19 protein-coding genes and 1 tRNA gene are annotated in these 19269 nt (G+C 57.7%); 11 read left to right on the plus strand and 9 right to left on the minus strand.

What is annotated here, in order from left to right; translation table 11 throughout:
* Nucleotides 1-23: 23 nt before the first annotated feature.
* The 4 genes from ACR0NE_RS10245 to ACR0NE_RS10260 form a co-directional block, all read right to left on the minus strand.
* Nucleotides 24-713 (minus strand): HdaA/DnaA family protein, encoded by a 690-nt coding sequence (locus tag ACR0NE_RS10245; RefSeq protein ID WP_170594711.1) that lies wholly within the window; start codon nucleotides 711-713, stop codon nucleotides 24-26.
* Nucleotides 714-1787: an AI-2E family transporter gene (locus ACR0NE_RS10250; protein ID WP_170392915.1), complete on the minus strand. Its 1074-nt coding sequence runs from the start codon at nucleotides 1785-1787 to the stop codon at nucleotides 714-716.
* A 90-nt stretch (nucleotides 1788-1877) separates the two neighbouring features.
* Nucleotides 1878-2852, minus strand: coding sequence for a 2OG-Fe(II) oxygenase family protein (locus ACR0NE_RS10255; protein ID WP_170594713.1), 975 nt, complete (start codon nucleotides 2850-2852; stop codon nucleotides 1878-1880).
* The gene (locus ACR0NE_RS10260) at nucleotides 2852-4249 is read right to left on the minus strand and encodes an FAD-dependent oxidoreductase (protein ID WP_170594715.1); all 1398 of its coding nucleotides are present in this window, start codon (nucleotides 4247-4249) and stop codon (nucleotides 2852-2854) included. Before ACR0NE_RS10260 ends, ACR0NE_RS10255 begins: the two co-directional genes overlap by 1 nt.
* 132 nt (nucleotides 4250-4381) lie before the next feature.
* Here ACR0NE_RS10260 and proS point away from each other — a divergent pair, with 132 nt between their 5' ends.
* Nucleotides 4382-5722, plus strand: a complete 1341-nt coding sequence (proS, locus tag ACR0NE_RS10265; protein WP_170465087.1) for a proline--tRNA ligase — start codon at nucleotides 4382-4384, stop codon at nucleotides 5720-5722.
* A 30-nt stretch (nucleotides 5723-5752) separates the two neighbouring features.
* Here proS and ACR0NE_RS10270 read toward each other — a convergent pair whose 3' ends face one another.
* Nucleotides 5753-6109: a hypothetical protein gene (locus ACR0NE_RS10270; RefSeq protein WP_170512346.1), complete on the minus strand. Its 357-nt coding sequence runs from the start codon at nucleotides 6107-6109 to the stop codon at nucleotides 5753-5755.
* A gap of 392 nt (nucleotides 6110-6501) precedes the next feature.
* Here ACR0NE_RS10270 and ACR0NE_RS10275 point away from each other — a divergent pair, with 392 nt between their 5' ends.
* A complete protein-coding gene (locus tag ACR0NE_RS10275; protein ID WP_170594717.1) occupies nucleotides 6502-7788 on the plus strand; it encodes a lipoprotein-releasing ABC transporter permease subunit in 1287 nt (428 codons plus the stop codon).
* On the plus strand, nucleotides 7781-8467 hold the full coding sequence (locus tag ACR0NE_RS10280) for an ABC transporter ATP-binding protein (protein ID WP_170594719.1): 687 nt from the start codon (nucleotides 7781-7783) through the stop codon (nucleotides 8465-8467). The genes ACR0NE_RS10275 and ACR0NE_RS10280 overlap by 8 nt, the downstream gene beginning before the upstream one ends.
* On the opposite strand, the gene ACR0NE_RS10285 is transcribed toward ACR0NE_RS10280, so the two are convergent.
* Nucleotides 8451-8888 (minus strand): DMT family transporter, encoded by a 438-nt coding sequence (locus ACR0NE_RS10285; RefSeq protein ID WP_170401478.1) that lies wholly within the window; start codon nucleotides 8886-8888, stop codon nucleotides 8451-8453. The two genes, ACR0NE_RS10280 and ACR0NE_RS10285, sit on opposite strands and share 17 nt — an antisense overlap.
* Nucleotides 8889-8985: 97 nt before the next feature.
* Here ACR0NE_RS10285 and ACR0NE_RS10290 point away from each other — a divergent pair, with 97 nt between their 5' ends.
* Entirely contained in the window at nucleotides 8986-9393 is a 408-nt protein-coding gene (locus tag ACR0NE_RS10290; protein WP_170392112.1) for a c-type cytochrome, read from the plus strand.
* A gap of 5 nt (nucleotides 9394-9398) precedes the next feature.
* Here ACR0NE_RS10290 and ACR0NE_RS10295 read toward each other — a convergent pair whose 3' ends face one another.
* Nucleotides 9399-10085 (minus strand): hypothetical protein, encoded by a 687-nt coding sequence (locus tag ACR0NE_RS10295; protein WP_170594721.1) that lies wholly within the window; start codon nucleotides 10083-10085, stop codon nucleotides 9399-9401.
* A 42-nt stretch (nucleotides 10086-10127) separates the two neighbouring features.
* Nucleotides 10128-10790 (minus strand): DNA-3-methyladenine glycosylase I, encoded by a 663-nt coding sequence (locus tag ACR0NE_RS10300; protein WP_170594723.1) that lies wholly within the window; start codon nucleotides 10788-10790, stop codon nucleotides 10128-10130.
* A gap of 334 nt (nucleotides 10791-11124) precedes the next feature.
* On the opposite strand from ACR0NE_RS10300, the gene ACR0NE_RS10305 reads away from it, so the two are divergent.
* The 6 genes from ACR0NE_RS10305 to ACR0NE_RS10330 all read left to right on the plus strand — a co-directional run bounded on the left by ACR0NE_RS10305 (nucleotide 11125) and on the right by ACR0NE_RS10330 (nucleotide 18206).
* A complete protein-coding gene (locus ACR0NE_RS10305; RefSeq protein ID WP_170392106.1) occupies nucleotides 11125-12075 on the plus strand; it encodes an ABC transporter substrate-binding protein in 951 nt (316 codons plus the stop codon).
* Nucleotides 12076-12085: 10 nt separating this feature from the next.
* The gene (locus ACR0NE_RS10310) at nucleotides 12086-13135 is read left to right on the plus strand and encodes a betaine/proline/choline family ABC transporter ATP-binding protein (protein WP_170401466.1); all 1050 of its coding nucleotides are present in this window, start codon (nucleotides 12086-12088) and stop codon (nucleotides 13133-13135) included.
* Nucleotides 13132-15195, plus strand: a complete 2064-nt coding sequence (locus tag ACR0NE_RS10315; protein WP_170594726.1) for an ABC transporter permease subunit — start codon at nucleotides 13132-13134, stop codon at nucleotides 15193-15195. The genes ACR0NE_RS10310 and ACR0NE_RS10315 overlap by 4 nt, the downstream gene beginning before the upstream one ends.
* A gap of 105 nt (nucleotides 15196-15300) precedes the next feature.
* Nucleotides 15301-15966 (plus strand): NnrU family protein, encoded by a 666-nt coding sequence (locus ACR0NE_RS10320; protein WP_170563835.1) that lies wholly within the window; start codon nucleotides 15301-15303, stop codon nucleotides 15964-15966.
* 72 nt (nucleotides 15967-16038) lie between these two features.
* Nucleotides 16039-16575 (plus strand): DUF2478 domain-containing protein, encoded by a 537-nt coding sequence (locus ACR0NE_RS10325; RefSeq protein ID WP_170594728.1) that lies wholly within the window; start codon nucleotides 16039-16041, stop codon nucleotides 16573-16575.
* Between the two features lie 158 nt (nucleotides 16576-16733).
* A complete protein-coding gene (locus ACR0NE_RS10330; RefSeq protein ID WP_170594730.1) occupies nucleotides 16734-18206 on the plus strand; it encodes a glycosyltransferase family 39 protein in 1473 nt (490 codons plus the stop codon).
* 86 nt (nucleotides 18207-18292) lie between these two features.
* Here the strand turns inward: ACR0NE_RS10330 and ACR0NE_RS10335 are convergent.
* Nucleotides 18293-18376, minus strand: a tRNA-Tyr gene (locus ACR0NE_RS10335).
* A gap of 116 nt (nucleotides 18377-18492) precedes the next feature.
* Between ACR0NE_RS10335 and rlmB the strand changes: the two genes are divergently transcribed.
* A complete protein-coding gene (rlmB, locus tag ACR0NE_RS10340; RefSeq protein ID WP_170594732.1) occupies nucleotides 18493-19266 on the plus strand; it encodes a 23S rRNA (guanosine(2251)-2'-O)-methyltransferase RlmB in 774 nt (257 codons plus the stop codon).
* Nucleotides 19267-19269 lie beyond the last annotated feature (3 nt).

A 19269-nucleotide genomic window follows, 5' to 3' on the forward strand; every position in this document is an offset into this window, starting at 1 on the left:
GATGCGAGATCACCCTTGTCCGGTCAATTGCAGGCATCCGATTGTTCGGCCTCTGTGTTCAATAGACGCACCGCCAGCGCACGGGTGATGTCGCGTTTTTCGGTCAGCGCAATTTCGTCAAGCTGCTCGACCACGCGGGCGGCGGTTTCAAAGCTTCGATTCATGTGCTTGACCAGATATGCTATGACATCCGGCCCCGGATTGAGCTGCCGGTCGGTGAATAGCTTCGCCAGCACTGCGCCCAGCAACGCATCGTCCGGCCCTTCAAGCGACACATGATGCGCACCTTCGGCCCGGCTTTGCAGATCGGCCAGCGGCAGATTCCACAGCTTCGGCGTCGTGCGCCCGGTCATCAGCAAGGCGTGGCCCTCGGCCAGAACCAGATTGTGCAAATGGAACAGAGTTTTCTGCTGCTCGACGTCCGCCGCGATTACCGGTACATCTTCGACCGCCACCGGACCGCGCGCCAGGTCCGGCACGTCGTCATATCGAAGCGCGGCGGCTTGTACGATTCGACCGCCGGTCTCGCCGGCCCAGACATGCGCCAGATGGGTCTTGCCCGATCCTGCAGGGCCGCTCAGCACCAGTTTGTTGCCAGGCCATGAGGTGGCAGAGATCATCGCAACAGCCAGCGCATTAGCAGGCGAGACGAAAAAGTCTTCGCGGCCCAAGGCAGTCTTGGACGGCAGATCAAAGCTGAGCTGCATGGCCATTTATTCGTCTTCCTGATTGAGCCCTTCAAGCCCGGTATATAGGCGGCTGTGCAGATACTGCTCGGTCGCAAACCGTGCCAGCACGCCCAAGGCAGCCGCTACAGGTACTGCGATCAGCATTCCGACAAAGCCGAACAGCGCGCCGAAGACCGACAAGGCCAGCAGCAGCCAGACCGGGTGCAGGCCCACCGAACTACCGACGAGTTTGGGTGTCAGGAAGTTGCCCTCGGTCACCTGTCCGATAGCAAAAATACCGGCGACCAAACCGATATGTGCCCAGTCCCCCCAGAACTGAAACAGGGCCAGGCCTATGGCCAGGGTGCCTCCGATCAGGGCGCCCAAATAGGGGATGAAGGTTACCAGCCCTGCAATGAAGCCGACGATCAGGCCGAATTGCAGGCCGACCAGCATCAATGCGACAGCATAGTAGGTGCCGAGGATCAGGCAGACGGTACCCATTCCACGCACGAATGAGGCAAGAACGGCGTCGATTTCACCAGCAAGTCGTTTGATCGTGGGGGCGTGATCACGGGGCAAGAGCTCTCCGATCCGGGTGATCATGCGATCCCAATCCATCAGCAGGTAAACCGCTACAACCGGTACGATAACCAACAGGACGACGACATTTATCGCTGAACCCAATGAGGCCAGAACGGTTTGCAGCACATCGCCGGTTTTTGATTTCAGCGTCTCGCCAAATGACACCAGCATCTGGTGGGTATTTGATTCGCGATCGAGCAAAGCCGGGAATTGTTTCTCAATAAAGGCGCGCAGTTCTTTAAAAAGGCTTGGCAAAACATCAATCAGATCCAGTAGCTGTGTGATCAACGCGGGCACAACCATAAGAATCATCAAAACAAAACCAAACACGCCGACAACGGTAATGATCCCGGTCGCAGCCATGCGCGAAAGGCCGAGTGTTTCCAGGCGGTCCGCAACGGGATCAAGGAAATATGCAATCGCACCACCGATCACAAAGGGCAGCAAGACATCGCCCAACAGGTACAAAAGCAGCACGAAAACAGCGGCGGCGATGCCCCAGTATCTGAGCTGATCCTTCACCGGCAAGGCCATGGCGCAATCCCTCGTTTGCACAGCATTGCCGTGTTCTTGACCCATGACGCCCGGCGATGCAAGCGGTTCATGGCGCGCGATTTTTATACCCTAGTCTGTCAGAGTACCCAGTTCCGGTGTCTCACCTGTGGCCATTTCATCAGGCCAGTTGGTGCGCCAGATTTCCGCCGACCAGTGTCCGCAATGTACCTTCGGGCGATCAAAGCCGGGCAGGGCAGGCAGCAGTGGCGCAACCACCACATCGTGGCGCGGAACGGCGAAATAAGGGAAGGAATAGCGTTCACGCCCGGATCGATTAACCACGCGATGCGGGGTCGATTTCAACCGCCCGCCCGACCACAGTTCCAGCATGTCGCCGATATTGACCACGAAGCCGCCGGGCGGGCAGTCCGGTGTGATCCAGCCGCCGGTGCGGGTCTGCACCTCAAGTCCTCCGACCGGATCGGGAGCGATTATTGTCAGTGCGTCGGTGTCCTTATGCGGATGAATTCCATAGCCACGCTCATCCGGGGATTGTGGCGGATAGTGTAGCAGGGTCATGTTGGTCATCGGGTCGCGGAAGGCGTCGTGTAGTGTGTTGGGCGGGATTTTTAACCCCACTTCCAATGCACCCAGCAAAAGACCTGTTACGCCATCAAGCTGTAGCCAGTAATCCAGTATTACCGCGCGGGCCTGGGGCACTTCTCGGGGCCAGATATTCGGGCCGTAAAGCGCGCATTCAGCCCGGATCGATGCATCTTCGGCTGCTTCGAAATGCAGCTTATACCCTTCGTACTTATCCGCCGCGCCCGAGCCGTCATTGGGCGTGAAGAACCCCATCGGAATGTATCCGCGATAGTTATCGCGGGTGATGGCCTGATCCCATTTTCGGGCCTCGTCGATATCAAAGATAGCACTGACACACTCGCGCACCTGCTCGATGTGCTCAGGCGCGATGCCTGTCCCTGTGATCGACAGAAACCCGATGCTGGTGCAGGCATCCATGATCTGCGCGACCGTTGCTTGATACAGCGGACCAGAAGGATCAGTTAGCGGGCTGATATCAATGGTTGGAATACGCTCCATCAGTTAATTCTCACGCCTTGTCGTTCCAGTTCCTGATGCACAGGAACAAGGTTCATGCTGTCGAGATCTTGATTGCTTTTCAAGGATAACGCCGCAGCAATTCCCGCGCCTTGCCCCATGACCGCGCAGCAGGACATGTTGCGCGTTGCGGCGTGAGCGACCCGATCCGCGCCATGGGACCGGCCCGCAACCAACAAGCCCTTGATCCCTTTGGGAAGCATCGAGCGATACGGAATCTGCATATATCGCCCCGTGGTCGGCAAGATCAGAATGCCGTAGCCATCGATGAATTCAGGGTAGATACCGATGGAATCCTCGAACCGGCCCTGATGTCGGGCATCGGTTTCGGTCATGTTGTAGACGGCATCGATCTTGCGCGTATCCCGAATGCCGATGGTCATTCCGAAATTGCGTAGACGTGCGTTTTCGCACCCCGGCATGAAACGGCGGAGGGCATCAATGGCCAGCATCGCCTGTCGGCGGCCTTCGATTTCACCAAAGGTCAGGCTGTCGGGGTCGGTTCCATCGATCTGGTCCATATGAATCAGGTTCATATAGGTCAGTTCTCCGGTATCGTGCATCGCGCCCCAGGTCCCCGCGATCGTGTTCAAATGAGCCGGTATCAGGCCCTCATCAATCGCCTGCTGGAAGGGTTTCTTGACGAAGGGCGAGAACATGTCGTCCTCTTTGCCCGAGGTTTCGATATTCCATTCGCCTCCGCCACCCCAGTCTTTATAGGTCTGCGGGTCGGCTTTGACACCTTCAATAAAGGCCCGTTTGTCGACACCGGCCAGATGGAACATCACTGAGGCCGCCATCATGTCCTCGCGTGGCGTCTTGTGCGTCGGAGCGCCCGCGCGATGCGCTACATCTGCATCCCCTGTGGCGTCGATGACAACCTTGGCCAAGATCGCCTCACGCCCCGCTTTGGATTCGGTAATCACCCCAGTGATGCGATCCCCCTCCATGATCGGGGCGACGAATTGCCGGTGCAACATCGGATGGACGCCAGCCTCTTCAACCAGCTTGTCGGCCACCAGCTTGAAGCCCTCGCTGTCCAGTTCGTAGCTGAGGGATTGGCTTTCAGGCACTGCTGCACCCATCTCTTTGGCGCGGGTTTCGAACTCCATGCCGATGCCTCCGGCCTCGACAGTTTGTTCGTGGCGATACCAGGCAAAGCCTTCGACGCCGACTGCCGTAATATTCCCACCCATGCAACCGAATCTATCCATCAAGGAAACTTCGGCCCCAGCGCGTGCGGCAGCCAGCGCTGCTGACAATCCAGCGGGGCCCGAGCCGACAACCAATACGTCTGTCTGATGAACAACGGGGATCTGGCGGGCGGGTTCGGTGATTGTTTGCATTGCTGCCTCGCGGTTTAACGTTTGCGCCAACATTGAAAACCCCAACGCTCGGGTCAATCAAAAAACCGACTGCGCATGGGTCGCAAAACACCGATGTGCGATTGCCCCCGGCTAGGCTTTGGAATAATCACCTTGCAGCGAAATTCTCACCCGTAAGGTTACGTTATGCGCCTCAGCCGTTACTTTCTGCCCGTTCTTAAGGAAAACCCCTCGGAGGCTCAGATCGTCAGCCACCGGCTGATGCTGCGTGCCGGGATGATCAAACAGGCCGCCGCCGGGATTTATTCTTGGTTGCCATTGGGCTTCAAGGTTCTGCGCAAGCTGGAGAACATTGTGCATGAAGAACAGGCGCGGGCTGGGCACATCGCGATCCAGATGCCGATTCTGCAATCAGCCGACCTGTGGCGCGAATCCGGTCGTTATGACGATTATGGCCAGGAAATGCTGCGCATGCAGGACCGCCACGGTCGCGATATGCTGTACACGCCAACCGCCGAGGAACTGGTGACCGACATCTTCCGCGGCCACGTGAGCAGCTACAAAGACCTTCCGCTGACGCTCTATCAGATTCAGTGGAAGTTCCGCGATGAAATCCGCCCACGTTTCGGCGTGATGCGGGGGCGCGAGTTCTACATGAAGGACGGATACAATTTCGATCTGACCAAAGAAGACGCGCTGCACGCCTATAACCGCCACTTGGTCAGCTATCTGCGTACTTATGAGCGGATGGGTCTGCAAGCCATCCCGATGCGCGCTGATTCTGGACCTATCGGCGGTGACTACACGCATGAGTTCCTCGTACTGGCCGATACTGGCGAATCCGAGGTCTTTTATGACAGCGCGGTCACCGATCTGACCTTCGGCGATCGTGAGATCGACTATGATAACCGCGAACAGTGTCAGGCGATCCTCGAAGAGTTCACTTCTAAATACGCCCGAACGGACGAAACCCACGACGAAGCCCTGTTTGACCAAATCCCCGAAAACCGCCGCCGCGTGGCGCGTGGTATCGAAGTGGGGCAGATCTTTTATTTTGGCACCCAGTATTCCGAAGCTCTTGGAGCGACTGTGCAAGGCCCCGATGGCAAGCCGGTTCCGGTGCATATGGGCAGCCACGGCATCGGCGTTAGCCGCCTGATCGGTGCGATCATCGAAGCCAGCCATGACGACAAGGGCATCATTTGGCCCGAAGGCGTGACTCCATTCCATTGCGGCATTGTGAACTTGAAGCAAGGTGATGAAGAGGCGGACGCGGCGTGCGATAAACTCTACAGCGCGTTGACTGCGCTGGGGCTTGAGCCGCTTTATGATGATCGGAATGAACGGGCAGGGGGCAAGTTTGCCACCATGGACCTGATCGGTCTGCCGTGGCGCATCACTGTGGGTCCGCGTGGTCTGAAGAACGGTGTGGTCGAACTCACCAGCCGCCGTACCGGCGAAAGTGAGGAACTCAGCCCCGAAGCGGCCGTCACCAAGATCGCAGAAATCTATGAGGGCATCGCCTGAACAAGGCGGTGCAACCTTCGGCGGTTTAGCTCAGGAAGCTGAGGTCGGACGTGCGGTCAGGAAATCGCCGTCCGCTTCGCTGCCGCGTGCGACCACGATCGGGCGACCAAAGCGGCGTACAAGTTCCGCCAGTTCGAAGCCCAGAAACCGCAATCCACAGACGCGTTCGTCAGTGGAGCGATCCGTGATGCACAGCCGCCCCTGCCGGAAAGCAAGGCGATAGCCTTTGTCCCGCAGTATGTCGGCCAAACCGGCCCAGCTTGCTGCGCTTGTGAAAACTGGCCTGATCGCTGCCCGCAACAATGCGGCGCTTTCGCAATCCAGTTCTGTTGCTGCTGAACGGGCAGTAATCGGGCCCGTACCTTCCATATGTTCTTGAATACCCATGAGCGTGCCTCCGCCCTTAAACTCTTAAAATGTGTCCCCCACACAAATAGGGTGACAAAGTTTCTCACACTAATCAATTTGTGAAACAATATTTCGCACCTGAATGTTGCGATTGTGACTCAGTCGGGTGCTGATATCTCACATTGACTTCATAACTGAAACAATAAGCCCTTGTCTGTGAAGGGGTTCACAACCATTGGTATAATTTGCGGCCAGTGATTTCTCGCGCTGCCGGTGATGATTTGGCGCTTGGGGCAAATGATTCGTTTCAAACTGTTCTTTTCGCCCCTTTATCGGGCGCAGTAACGCCGAGCCGGTGTCCGCACGATAACTGGCTTGACCATCCGGCGAAATGTCGAAAGGGTCGCGAAAAATCTGAACCCGAGGCAGGAATGGCCAAATCTCCCCCGCCCTTTGCCCCTTTCGAATGGAAAATCGCCTGGCGATACCTCCGTGCCCGTAGGGCCGAAGGGGGCGTTAGCGTGATGACCTGGATCTCGCTGATCGGGATTACGCTCGCTGTGTTCGCTCTGATCGCGACGCTGGCTGTTCGGTCCGGATTCCGGTCAGAATTCGTGGGCACTATTCTTGGGGCCAACGCACATGTCACGGTGTATTCCGCCGGAGAAATCGATGCGCAGGGGCGGCTAGACCGCACCATCACGGAATTCGATGGAATGGCCGAGCGGATCGCGCAGGTGCCGGGGGTCGAACGGGCAGCACCGCTTGTCAAAGGGCAGGTGCTGATCACCAATGCGGACCGCAGTTCAGGCGTGCAGGTCTTTGGCATTCGTCCCGACGATCTGGCCGGGTTGCCCGGTATTGCAGAAAGCGAAGAGGCCTATGGTGACCTGTCACGGTTCCCGGACGGCATCGCCATCGGCTCGGGCGTGGCGCGGGCCATCGGGGCGACGGTGGGGGATCGGGTCAAACTGACCTCGCCCAACGGTGTCAAAACCGCATTTGGCACATCTCCCCGCGTGAACGCTTATGAGGTAGTCTATGTCTTTTCTGCCGGGCGCTATGACATCGACCGCACGCGCGTCTACATGCCGTTTGCCGAGGCGCAAAGCTTTTTCAACCGTGAAGGCGTGGCGGACGAGATCGAAGTGATGGTCGAGCGCCCCGAAGAGCTGACCCCGATCCTGATTCCGATCCTTGAAGCCGCAGGTGAGCGCAGCCAGATATGGACTTGGCAGGATGCCTCTGGAGGATTCCTGCGGGCGCTGGAGGTCGAAGACAATGTGATGTTCATCATCCTGTCGATCCTCGTGCTGATTGCAGCAATGAACATCGTCTCGGGGTTGATCATGCTGGTGAAGAACAAAGGGCGCGACATCGGTATCTTACGCACCATCGGGCTTAGCGAAGGATCAGTGCTGCGGGTGTTCTTCATTTGCGGGGCCTTTACGGGAATCATCGGAACAGCGATGGGCGTCGTACTGGGCTGCCTCTTCGCTATCTATATCGATCCGATTTTTTCCTTCGTGAACTACGTCATGGGTGGCGGCGTCTGGGACCCGTCCATTCGCGGCATCTACGCATTGCCCGCCGAATTGCACCTGTCTGATGTCATGAAAGCGATAGGGCTGTCACTTGGCCTGTCTTTCCTTGTCACCTATTTCCCGGCTCGTCGCGCAGCGCGGCTGAACCCGGTTGAGGCGCTGCGCTATGAGTGATGTGACTTTGAGGCTCAGCGGTCTGACCAAGACCTATCTGCAAGGCACCCCAGGAGAGGTGCAGGTTCTGCGCGGTGCCGATCTGGAGCTGCGCGCGGGTGAGGCTGTGGCACTGGTTGCGCCATCCGGGGCGGGCAAGTCGACCCTACTGCATATCGCGGGCCTGCTGGATACCCCGGATACAGGCGAAGTCGAAGTCGCGGGGCAGGGCGCGACGGGCAAAGGGGATCGCACGCGCACAGCGATCCGTCGGCGCGATGTTGGCTTCGTCTATCAGTTCCACCATCTGTTGCCTGAGTTTACGGCGCTGGAGAACATCGTGTTGCCGCAACTGGCAAACGGTGCTTCCGAGAAAGTAGCGCAAGCCCGTGCGATGCAGTTACTTGATCGCGTTGGCGTCGCTCCGCGCGCAGATCACCGGCCAGCAGCCTTGTCGGGCGGAGAACAACAGCGCGTGGCCTTCTGCCGGGCACTGGCAAATCAGCCACGTGTGCTGCTGGCGGATGAGCCAACCGGCAATCTGGACCCCGATACCTCGGATCAGGTTTTTGCGGCCCTTATGGCGCTGGTCCGGGATGAAGGGCTTTCGGCGCTGATCGCGACGCATAACCTTGATCTGGCGGCGCGGATGGACCGGATGTTGCGGCTGGAGGGCGGCGTGCTCAGGCCAGCTGAGTGATTGCGACTCCGATTGCCATCACCGTAATGCCTCCGGCCCGCATTAATGTCAGCGGCGTAACCTGCGCGCCGAACAAGCCAAAATGGTCAATTGCGGCTGTGCTGATCAACTGGCCGAGTAAGACGAAAAACACCGCATTGCCCACGCCAAAATGTGGGGCCACATGGGTGATTGATAGCACATAGAAGGCGATTAATACGCCGCCCAGCAGCAGATGTTTGGGGGCTTGGGTGAGTTTGGCAAAGGCATCGGATCCACCGAGTACCAACAGCGCCAGCGCTGAAGCGACAAAGGCGATCGCGAACAGGATGACGGCGGCCGCATTGGGTGAGCCGATCAACTTGCCTAATGCGGCGTTCAGCGCGGCGAGGATGGGAACGCCGATCCCGGCGGCCAGCATGATGGCTGCGTATTGTGTCATTGCCTTTTGTCCCTGCGCCTATTTCGTTGATCTGGATCATTGCGTCAGCGCGACCTCCCGGCAAGTCTCGAATTGCAAGGCAGGAGGGAGAAAAGTGATGATCCGATCAATACTTGGCGCGGGCGCGCTGACTGTACTTACCATGATACCACAGGCCTCTTCAGCTCAGGACGTGGAGACCGGGGCCGAGCTGTATCAGCACTATTGCGCTACCTGTCATGGACTGGATGCTACGGGGCATGGGCCAATGGCCGGGGTGCTGGTGATCCAGCCGACAAACCTGAGAACGCTGGCAGATGCAAATGGTGTATTTCCGACAGCGCGCGTCGTAGCGCGGATTGACGGGCGCGAACCGTTGGTCAGCCATGGCAGCCCGATGCCGGTTTATGGCCCCTATTTCGAAGGTAACGACACCGCGATCAAAACGCCGGAAGGGCAGCCAATCCTGACCAGCAAGCCAATCGTGGATCTAGTGGCTTACCTGAAGACCCTGCAAGTAAACTAACAAGCTCAGCGACAGATACCATTAATCTCTGCGCCCGCCCAGGGTATCAGGACGGAGCTTTCGCGCCTGTTACTGGGCAATTTCGAGACTTCGAATTGGGCGCTTAGCATATCGTGCAGACGTTTGGTTCGAGGTGCGTCGGGGTCGAGCGCCCGGCAGCAAACATATTCCTCGACGATGGCGCCCTGCTGTTCGTAGCCATAGGCCAGAAAATCGGGCGAAGTATCAAGGTCGAACAGGTAAGGATCGTCCTTCCGGCCATGCTCTGCCGCAGCGCGGAACGGGTGATAACCAGTTGTCTTGCGATTTTGCCACTGCCAGACATGGGTTAATTCATGCGCAAGCAACATTGCCCCGATCAGGTTCACCTGATCGGGGTACTGGCTCATGTAGTCGTCCAGATACCAGTCCTTCGTGAAGTATACATGATTGAACAGCGCAACGCCCGCGGGTTTGCCGGTCACGGTTTCCTCTTTGACAGGTGGTAAGATTCGTTCACGGCAGGCAACCCGAGGGCGGGCTTTGCGGGTAAATGTAACCGCTGCGACGGGGGCACCCTCTACCAATCGCACACGATCCAGCTTCAATGTGTCTCCGTGGATTTTACTGACAAATGCGCGCTCGTGATCGGTTAGAGGTCGACCACAGGCTACAAATAGAAACAGCAATGAAATCAACAGGGGGCGGATCATGGCATTAAGCCTAATGCGGCAGCTCGGCGCTGCAAGTCGTTTTCAAAGACTCATCGCCAGAACCCGGCTGATTTCCGTCAGCGATCGCCCGGATTGTCCCATCCATGTATTGAACGCGGCCTGCACCGCGGCCATTGCTTTTTTGGAGGTTGCAGGTTTGTCGATAACGCCCTCAGCGATCAGACGAGCTGTTACATCTTGGGACAGAATAAAGCTGTCCCGACCGGCAAATCGCATAGCATACTGCGCCGAAGCACCGCCAAGCCGCGATCCGCGCTTGGCGAGCATCTGTAGCAAGCCGACATAATCCTGTGATGGCCACCCGCCCAGAATTTGCCCGACGCCACCTTCCGCGCGGAGTTCCAGCAGAAACGCGGCATTGTCGCGCACTGTGGCAATCTTAGTTCCGTTGCGGACAATGCGGGTGTCCTGCAGCAGTGCGTCGAATTTCTCGTCATCCATGAATGCGCAGCGTCCAATGTCGAAGCCGTCAAATGCCGTTTCGAATCCGTCCCACTTCGCTTCGATCACTTTCCAGTTAAACCCTGCCTGGAACACGGTTTTCGTAATAATCGATAACCAGCGATCATCTGACATCGCCACCAATTCGGCGATCGGTTTAGGCTTGCTTAGCTTGCTTTCCAGTTCGGTGGGGCCGCCGTGGCGATCAGCCGATATCTGGTAGATCTTTTCAAAGTGACGCATTTCCCAGACCCTCCCTTATCCAGATGCTGCCTTATTAAGAAGATTTGACAAGGCAAATCAGATCTTGAGATGAAGCGCGTGTTTTATATTGACTAGTCAATCAATATCTTTGACGGTTCCGAACTGACGGTGTTAAGTGTGTGTATTGCCGAGTGGAGCAGCAGGGATGGGTTGTGTTTTCACGCTTGATGAAGCGCGTCGGACCCGGAACAACTGTTCCCTTTCCTTTTTCGGCTAAACTTGTGCATGTTGCGAAATGTGCTGTGACCACAAATGATCCTGGGCGGGCTCGATATCGCCATGGGGCAAACGTAAAAAACAGGGAGTTGTTGTTATGAAAAAGCTAAGCGTAAGCTTTTTGGCTATCGCAGTGGCCGGGGCGGCCCATGCCGCAGATATGGGCGCGGTCGATGAACCGATCAAGCTGGCGATCAACGAATGGACCGGTCAACATGTGACCACCCATGTGGCAGGTGAGATGCTGAAGGCCGCCGGTTATAACGTAGAATACGTGACCGCCGGGATGATGAATCAGTTCCAGGCGTTGGCCGATGGGGACATTGACGCGACATTGGAAATCTGGTCGTCCAACGTGTCCGACGAATATGCGAAGAAGATCGACGAAGGCACCGTTGTTGAAATCGGCGATCTGGGGCTTGATGCCAAGGAAGGCATTGCCTACCCGGCACATGTGGCGGAGCTCTGCCCGGGCCTGCCTGCGTGGGAAGCGCTGAAAGAGTGTGCGCAAGTTTTTGCTACGGCTGAAACTCTGCCCGGTGGCCGTCTGGTCGATTACCCAGCGGATTGGGGTACGCCCGGCGCGGATCGTATGACCGGTCTTGAATTGCCGTTCAAAGCGGTCCCCGCGGGTTCCGAGGGCGCTTTGATCGCCGAATTGCGCGCCTCGACCGAGCGCAAGTCGCCGTTGCTGATCACCTTCTGGCAGCCACATTGGGCGATGTCGGCATATGACGTACAGTTTGTCGAACTGCCTGCAGGCGAAGAGGCGTGCTTTAACGATCCGTCTTGGGGCCCGAATCCCAACGCAGTGAATGATTGCGATTTCTCGCCGTCACGTATCTTCAAGGCCGGTTGGAGCGGCATGGCAGACAAGTGGCCCGCTGCCTATGAAATCCTGACTAACTATCAGCTTTCGGTCGAAGACCAGCAGCCAATGATGGGGGCGATCGACGTAGATGGTGGCGCGGTCGAAGAAGTCGTCGCGGCTTGGATGGCCGAGAATGAAGACAAATGGCGCCCCGTCGTTGACGCGGCAACGCAGTGAGTCCGCTTAAGTGACTGAAGCGAATACGCCAGCCATCGCCTGCCAGAATCTCTGGCAGGTGTTTGGCCAAGGTGCCGACAAAGCTCTGACCGACGCGCTGTCTCGGTCAGGGAGTGACGCTGACAAAGCCGCCGCCGATTTGCGCGAACTGGGGTTTATCCCTGCTGTTCAGGATGCCAATTTCGAGGTCAAAGAAGGCGAGCTTTTTGTCATCATGGGTCTGTCCGGCTCGGGCAAATCGACGCTGATTCGTTGCATTTCGCAACTTCTGCCCGGTACGGGCGGCGAGATCCGTGTGGATGGCGAGAATGTCATCGGTGCATCGAAGAAAACCCTGACTGAACTAAGGCGCAAGAAGCTGGGCATGGTTTTCCAGCATTTTGGCCTGTTCCCTCATATGACCGTGGCTGAAAACGTGGCTTATCCGCTACGTGTGCAAGGCGTCGGCAAAAAGGAACGTTTGGCGCGTGCGCAGGAAGTAATCTCGCTGGTCGGCCTGGAAGGCCGCGAAGATAGCTTTCCTCGGCAGCTTTCGGGTGGTCAACGCCAACGCGTGGGGATCGCGCGCAGCCTTGCGGTGAATCCCGATATCTGGTTTCTGGACGAGCCGTTCTCGGCCCTTGATCCTTTGATCCGCCGCCAGCTGCAGGATGAATTCCTACGCATCCAGGCGACGTTGAAGAAATCCATCGTCTTTATCACTCACGACATTCAAGAGGCGCTGAAACTGGCCGACCGCATCGCCATTATGCGCGACGGCAAGATCGTTCAGATCGGCACGCCGACGGATATCGTGCTGCGTCCGGTAGACGACTACGTGCGCGAATTTTCTAAGGACGTGGCCAAAGGCCAGCATGCCAAGGTTGCTTCGGTCATGCGTGATGATGCTGAGCGTGGGCCGGATGATCCGGGCTTGACCACATCCATGACGCTCGACGCGGCGCTCGCACATTGCATGGAGCTGTATGAACCCGTGCCCGTCCGCGATGCAGACGGCAATATTGTCGGTACGGTTCATCCGTCCGATCTCGCCGCAGCTTTGCAGGTGGATGAAGCATGACCGCTGTGACGGATATCCCCGCGCGGCAGGCCCGCCTGACGGCTGGGACGCAGGCCGCGCTGATTACCCTTGTCGTTGGCGCGGTTTGCCTTGCGCTGGAAGGCGTCGCCCCATGGCTGGTCACATGGCCCAAAGAATGGGAACTGCCTGCAACGCAATGGGTTGGTGCGTTTCTCGACTGGTTTCTGAATGGCATTAAACCGGCGATGCGGTTGTTTTCGGACCTGATGACTTATCCGATGAATGCTGCAAACTACGTGCTTGGCAGCACGCCCTGGCCGATCTTGATTGGGGTCGTCACTGCGCTGGGTTGGTATCTGGGCGGTCTGCCGATGGCGGCGCTGGGGTTCTTTGGCCTCAGCTTCGTTCTGGCTTCAGGCTATTGGGCCGAGAGCATGAATACGCTTGCCCTTGTCGCCGTATCTGTCCCCGTGGCGCTGATTATGGGCGGGGCTATCGGTATTCTTGCCAATGAAGTGCCACGTGTGAAGGCCTTCGTTCAGGCAGTACTGGACATCATGCAAACGGTGCCGACCTTTGCCTATCTGACGCCGCTGCTGCTTCTGTTTGGCTTCGGTCCGGTGGTCGGCCTGATCGCTTCGGCCATCTACGCCGCGCCACCTATGGCTCGCAACGTTATGCTGGGGCTGGAACGGGTAGAGCCCGAAATCAAAGAAGCTGCGATCATGTCCGGCGGGACGCGCTGGCAGCAGCTCTTTCAGGTCGAAATTCCTGCTGCCACGACTCAGATCATGGTTGGTGTGAACCAATGCCTGATGGCCGCCCTGTCGATGGTGATCATCGCGGCGGTCATCGGCGGCTTCAACGACATCGGCTGGGAAGTCCTTTTGACCATGCGCAAGGCGCAGTTCGGTGAATCCCTCATGGCCGGTCTGGTCATCGTTGTCTTCGCAGTGATCATCGACAGGATGAGCGGCACTTTGGCGACCGAGCGCAAGCGATATGACAGCCGCGTTGTCTGGGCGATGCTGGGCTTTGCAGTGCTATTTACCGCTGCCTTCTGGTCCCGGTTGCCGAACCCGTCTGGCCTTACAGTTCTGGACCCGATGGCCGAGGCGATTGACACCGGCCTGACCTCATTTACGCAGGCTAACGGGCCTTGGCTGGACGCACTCAAGAACAACTCTCTGTTCTATGTGTTGTTGCCCTTGCGGATCGGTCTGGACCAGGCTGTACTACCGTTCACCTGGGGGTTCCAGTGGACCCCGAGCATGAGCTGGGGTCTGTTCGCCGCCGGTGCGGCTATCGCTCTGCTGATGGCATGGCGCGGGCATCTGACCGGCGGTCTGATCGTTCTTATCCTGATCGGCATGCTGGAAACCGGCATATCAAACCTGCCTTGGCCGTTTGTCCTGACCGGCGCGGCTGCGCTGGGTTGGGTCGCGGGTGGCTGGCGTCTTGCGGCGCTGTCGGTTGGGCTGCTGTGTACCATCCTCGTTTCAGGCCTTTGGGAGCGGGCACTCCTGTCGCTCTACCTCAGCGGTGCCGCAGTGTTTTCCTGCGCAGTGGTCGGAGGGCTGATCGGTCTTGCCAGCGCCGTTTGGGGGCCGGTCTGGAAAGTGGTTCGCCCGATCTGTGATATGCTGCAGACGATCCCACTGTTTGTGTTCCTGATCCCAGTTCTGATGGTGTTTCAGATCGGTGAGTTCTCGGCCTTCCTGGCGATCTGCGCCTACGCCATCGTCCCGATGATCCGCTACACGCGACACGGGCTGGTCAACACACCCGAGGAAATGATGGAAGCCGCAATCTCCAGCGGCGCGACCGAGTGGCAGATCATGCGCGACGTCCGCGCGCCCTATGCCGCACCGACCATCCTACTGGGGCTGAACCAGACCATCCTCTATGCCTTCGCCATGCTGGTGATAGCGGCACTGATCGGGACAACCGGTCTGGGCCAGTCGATTTATCTGGCGCTGGGGCAGGCGGATGTGGGGCTTGGCATCTCGGCCGGTGCCGCCATGGCGATTTTAGCACTGATCGCTGATCGTATGGTGCAGGGTTTTGCCGAGGAACGCCGCAAGGCACTGGGCCTGTAAGACAGGGCAGGGGCGGGTAACCGCCCCTTTGCCCTCACTTGATTTCGGACAAAGACCAGCGCGCTGTCACGGCCTAAACCGGGAGCAACACGTTCGGAGATTACGATGACTGGTTGGGGCCTCTTCCTCGCAGCACTTGCCACATTCCTTCTTAGCCACATGATTCCAGCACGCCCCGCAGTGCGCGGCTGGCTGATCGGTACGATGGGAAAGCGCGCATATTTCGCCAGCTATTCAATGATTTCGCTAGCAGTTTTGGCCTGGTTGATCATCGCCGCCGCAAATGCACCCTATGTCGAAGTGATCCCGCCGCTTCCAATCTTTCGCTGGGTGCCTTTGCTGGTCATGCCTATAGTCTGCTGGTTGGCCATTGCGGGCCTGTCGATCCGGAACCCGTTCTCATTCGGAGGGCTGGGGCACCGTCCGTTCGATCCCGAAAACCCTGGAATCCTGCGCACGACGCGTCATCCGATACTTGCGGCGTTGATGCTATGGGCTTTGGCACATCTGTTGGCCAATGGAAGCCTGTCGCATGTCATCTTGTTCGGCTTGTTTGCTGGCTTTGCGGTGATGGGCATGGCGCTCATTGATCACCGCACCGCGCGCAATTTGGGGACGCAGTGGGTACGCCTTTCCCGCAATACCGCGCGCCTGTCACTCAGCGCGCCCCGCCCTTGGCCCAGCCTTTGGGTCTGGTTGACTGCTTTGGCTTCTTACGCGGTTCTCCTCCACCTGCACGCATCGGTGATCGGGCTTTCTCCGTTGCCTTAATGGATGAAGGTGGTCGGACAAGCCGACGCGTGCTATCTGAAAAGTCACCAATTGAACTTTGAGGTCCAAAAAATGCATCTGGCCTATGTTACGACAACCGATCGCGGCGCAACCGATCGCCTGCTTAGCGAATTTGCGGATGGTCTTGTGCAGGCCGGAACACCGATTGCCGGGGTTGCGCAGACCAACACCGAATGTGCCGACGGATATAAATGCGATATGGATCTGAAAGTCATGCCGACCGGGGAAACCATTCGCATCTCACAATCTCTTGGCAAGAACGCTCGGGGTTGCCGTCTGGATCCGGCTGAATTGGAACGGGCCGTCGGCCTCGTGACGCGGTCGCTTGAGGATGGCCCTCAATTGCTGATCATCAACAAGTTCGGAAAGCACGAGGCGGACGGGCGGGGCTTTCGCCCTATTGTCGCCGACGCACTAGAGCGTGAAATTCCCGTCTTGGTGGGCGTCAATCAGTTGAATATTGAAAAGTTTCAGGAATTCGCCGGCGGCATAGCCGAGGCGCTCGGCCCCGATGTCAGCAGCCTGACTGAGTGGTTTGACAAAATATCCCAAACCGACGTGCAACACGCCGCGGCATCTGGCGGCTGAAGCCCAGGCATCCATCTGCTGAGCTGCGCGCATTGTTTCACGCGCCCAACTGCCTCAAAAATGGTGGACTTGAGCCCACACATCGGGTCTAGCTTCGGTCAAAGTTGCAATCCGGCGGCCAGGTATCCTGGGCGAGTGCCGACGAAATGGGCTTATCCATGATCGAAGATCAGTGCGACTCAGATGAGCGATCTCTGGAAGCCGCTTGCGGGGTCGATGACCCGGCAGCGAAGCAATCCCGTCTCGATGGGTTGATGTCGACAGATCGCTTCTGGTTAAGCATAGTCACGGCTTACTTTCTGCTTCATGTCGTATTGCGAGTTGCAACCGGCGGCGCGCTTGGTCTGGATGAGGCTGAGATACTTCTTGATGCGCGCCGCCTGGAATGGGGCTACGGCCCGCAACTGCCACTTTATGCCTGGCTGCAATGGGGCATCTTTCAGATCACCGGTCCCGGCATATTCGGGCTGTCACTGCTGAAGAACGGGATGCTGCTGGCGACGGTTGTCATACTGTACCTGACTATACGAACCCGTCATGCGCCACTGTGGGCAGGGCTGTCGGTCCTGTCACTTCTGATGCTCTATCAGTTTAGTTGGGAGGCGCAACGCGCGCTGACGCATACCGTTCTGGCCAATCTCTGCTCGGTTCTGACCTTCGCGGTGATTTGGGGGCTAATTCGCAAACCGACGACTTGGGGATTCGTCTTGCTGGGCGTAGTCGTGGCAATGGGAAGTTTGTCAAAATACAACTATGCGATCGCGCTGCTGGCCATGTTGCTGGCGGCTTTCAGTGCATCTGAGACGCGCAAGCCTCTCTGGTCGCCTCGACTGCTGCTTTCGTTGGGAGTCGCTGCATTGCTTGTCACACCTCCGATGCTATGGGTTCTGAACAATCCAGAACATGCATTTGCTAGCGCGCGCAAATTGGACATGAGCAGCGATGGACCAGCCACATTGATCGCGCTGCAAGGCTTGGTTGAGCTGGCCTTGGCGTCGGCTGGGTTTGTATCGCTCTTGCTGATCGTACTGGGCGTCCTTTGGTCGATCTATCTCAGACAAGGAGTGGCCGCCAAAGGCGATGATCTGAGGCGATTGATGACGCGTACTCTGGTCTGGGCCTTGATACTTATGGCGGCTGTAGTGCTTGTGAGCGGAAGCACCAACGTGAAGGATCGCTGGCTGCAACCGATATTGATTTATGCCGGCCCCGTACTGTGTTTGTGGTTGTTACCGAGTGCAGGTCGTAAAGGCGTAAGGCGATTTGCCCAGGTCAGCGCCGTTCTGGCGGTGTTTATTGGACTGGCGATGCTGCATCACAATCTGGCCGGAGATGCCAAACGCGCGGCCCCTTTCGCTACTTTGACCTCTGAGATAATCGCGCAAACAGCGCCCGAAAATGCAATTGTTGCTGACAATTGGATTTCCGGAAACATGGCCTATTTTGTGCCTGATCATCCTGTTTACAGCGATCGGGACCCGCGCGCGCCAAATGCTGCTCTTCGGGTTTGGGAATCGGCTCGAAATGCCCCAAAGGACGTCGACCCAGCACAGGTGAAAACCTTGGTTGCGCCATACCGCTTTGACAACAACGAAGAGATGTCGCTGTCATTTGGACCTGTATCGCAATAGCGCGGGGACCATGGAAGTTGACATCGAACGTTGCTATCACCCAGATATCGGCCCGAACGAATGGCTCAATTTTTTCGGTGAGTAAGTGGTGGGCGACCCTGGAATCGAACCAGGCGTGCGTCTCCGCGAGGGAGTTACAGTCCCCTGCCACACCTTGCGGCCTGTCGCCCACTGTCAGGCGTTGCACCTGACGTGGAGGCGTGATTACTAGCGCGTCTAAAGGGCGTCAACAGGAAAATACCGCTTTGACGCAGGAAACCGAATTCCCGGCCCGGAGGCCCGTATCATGAAGAAACCAAAGTGGGTCGTTGAGAAGGAACAGGCGCGCAAAGCGGCTGCGGCAGAAACCGTCTGGCTGTTCGGTCTACACGCCGTGCGCGACGCGCTGATGAACCCGAAACGGCAGAAGCTGCGCCTGATTGTGACGCGCAATGCCCGCGACAAACTGCTGGAAGCTATTGAATTTGCGGAGATTGTACCCGAGGTGGTTGATCCGCGAAAATTCACCGCACCGATTGATCCGGGATCGGTTCATCAGGGCGCGGCACTTGAGGTCAAGCCGCTGGAATGGGGTGGGCTTGCCGAGAATTGTATTGGGCAGGAAAACCCACGTGTGCTGCTGCTGGACCGGGTGACAGACCCACACAACGTCGGGGCGATTCTACGCTCGGCAGAAGTGCTGGGCGCCAGCGCCGTCATTGGCACCCGCCACCATTCAGCGCCCGAGACCGGCGCTTTGGCAAAAACTGCCAGCGGCGCGTTGGAACGACAACCCTATCTACGCGTGCGCAATTTGGCCGATACGATCATCGAGCTGCAGAACATGGGGTATTTAGTCCTGGGTCTGGATGGTGAGGCCGAACAGACGATAGAAGCCACGCTGGGCGACAAGCGTGATCGCCCGGTGGCGCTGGTGCTGGGGGCTGAGGGGCCCGGGTTGCGTCAGAAAACCAAGGAAACCGTCGATCATTTGGTAAAAATTGACGCGGCGGGGGGATTTGGTTCTCTAAACGTCTCAAATGCCGCGGCTATCGCACTATATGCATCCAAACCCAGATGACAG

The sequence above is a fragment of the Ruegeria sp. C9 genome (assembly GCF_056537585.1).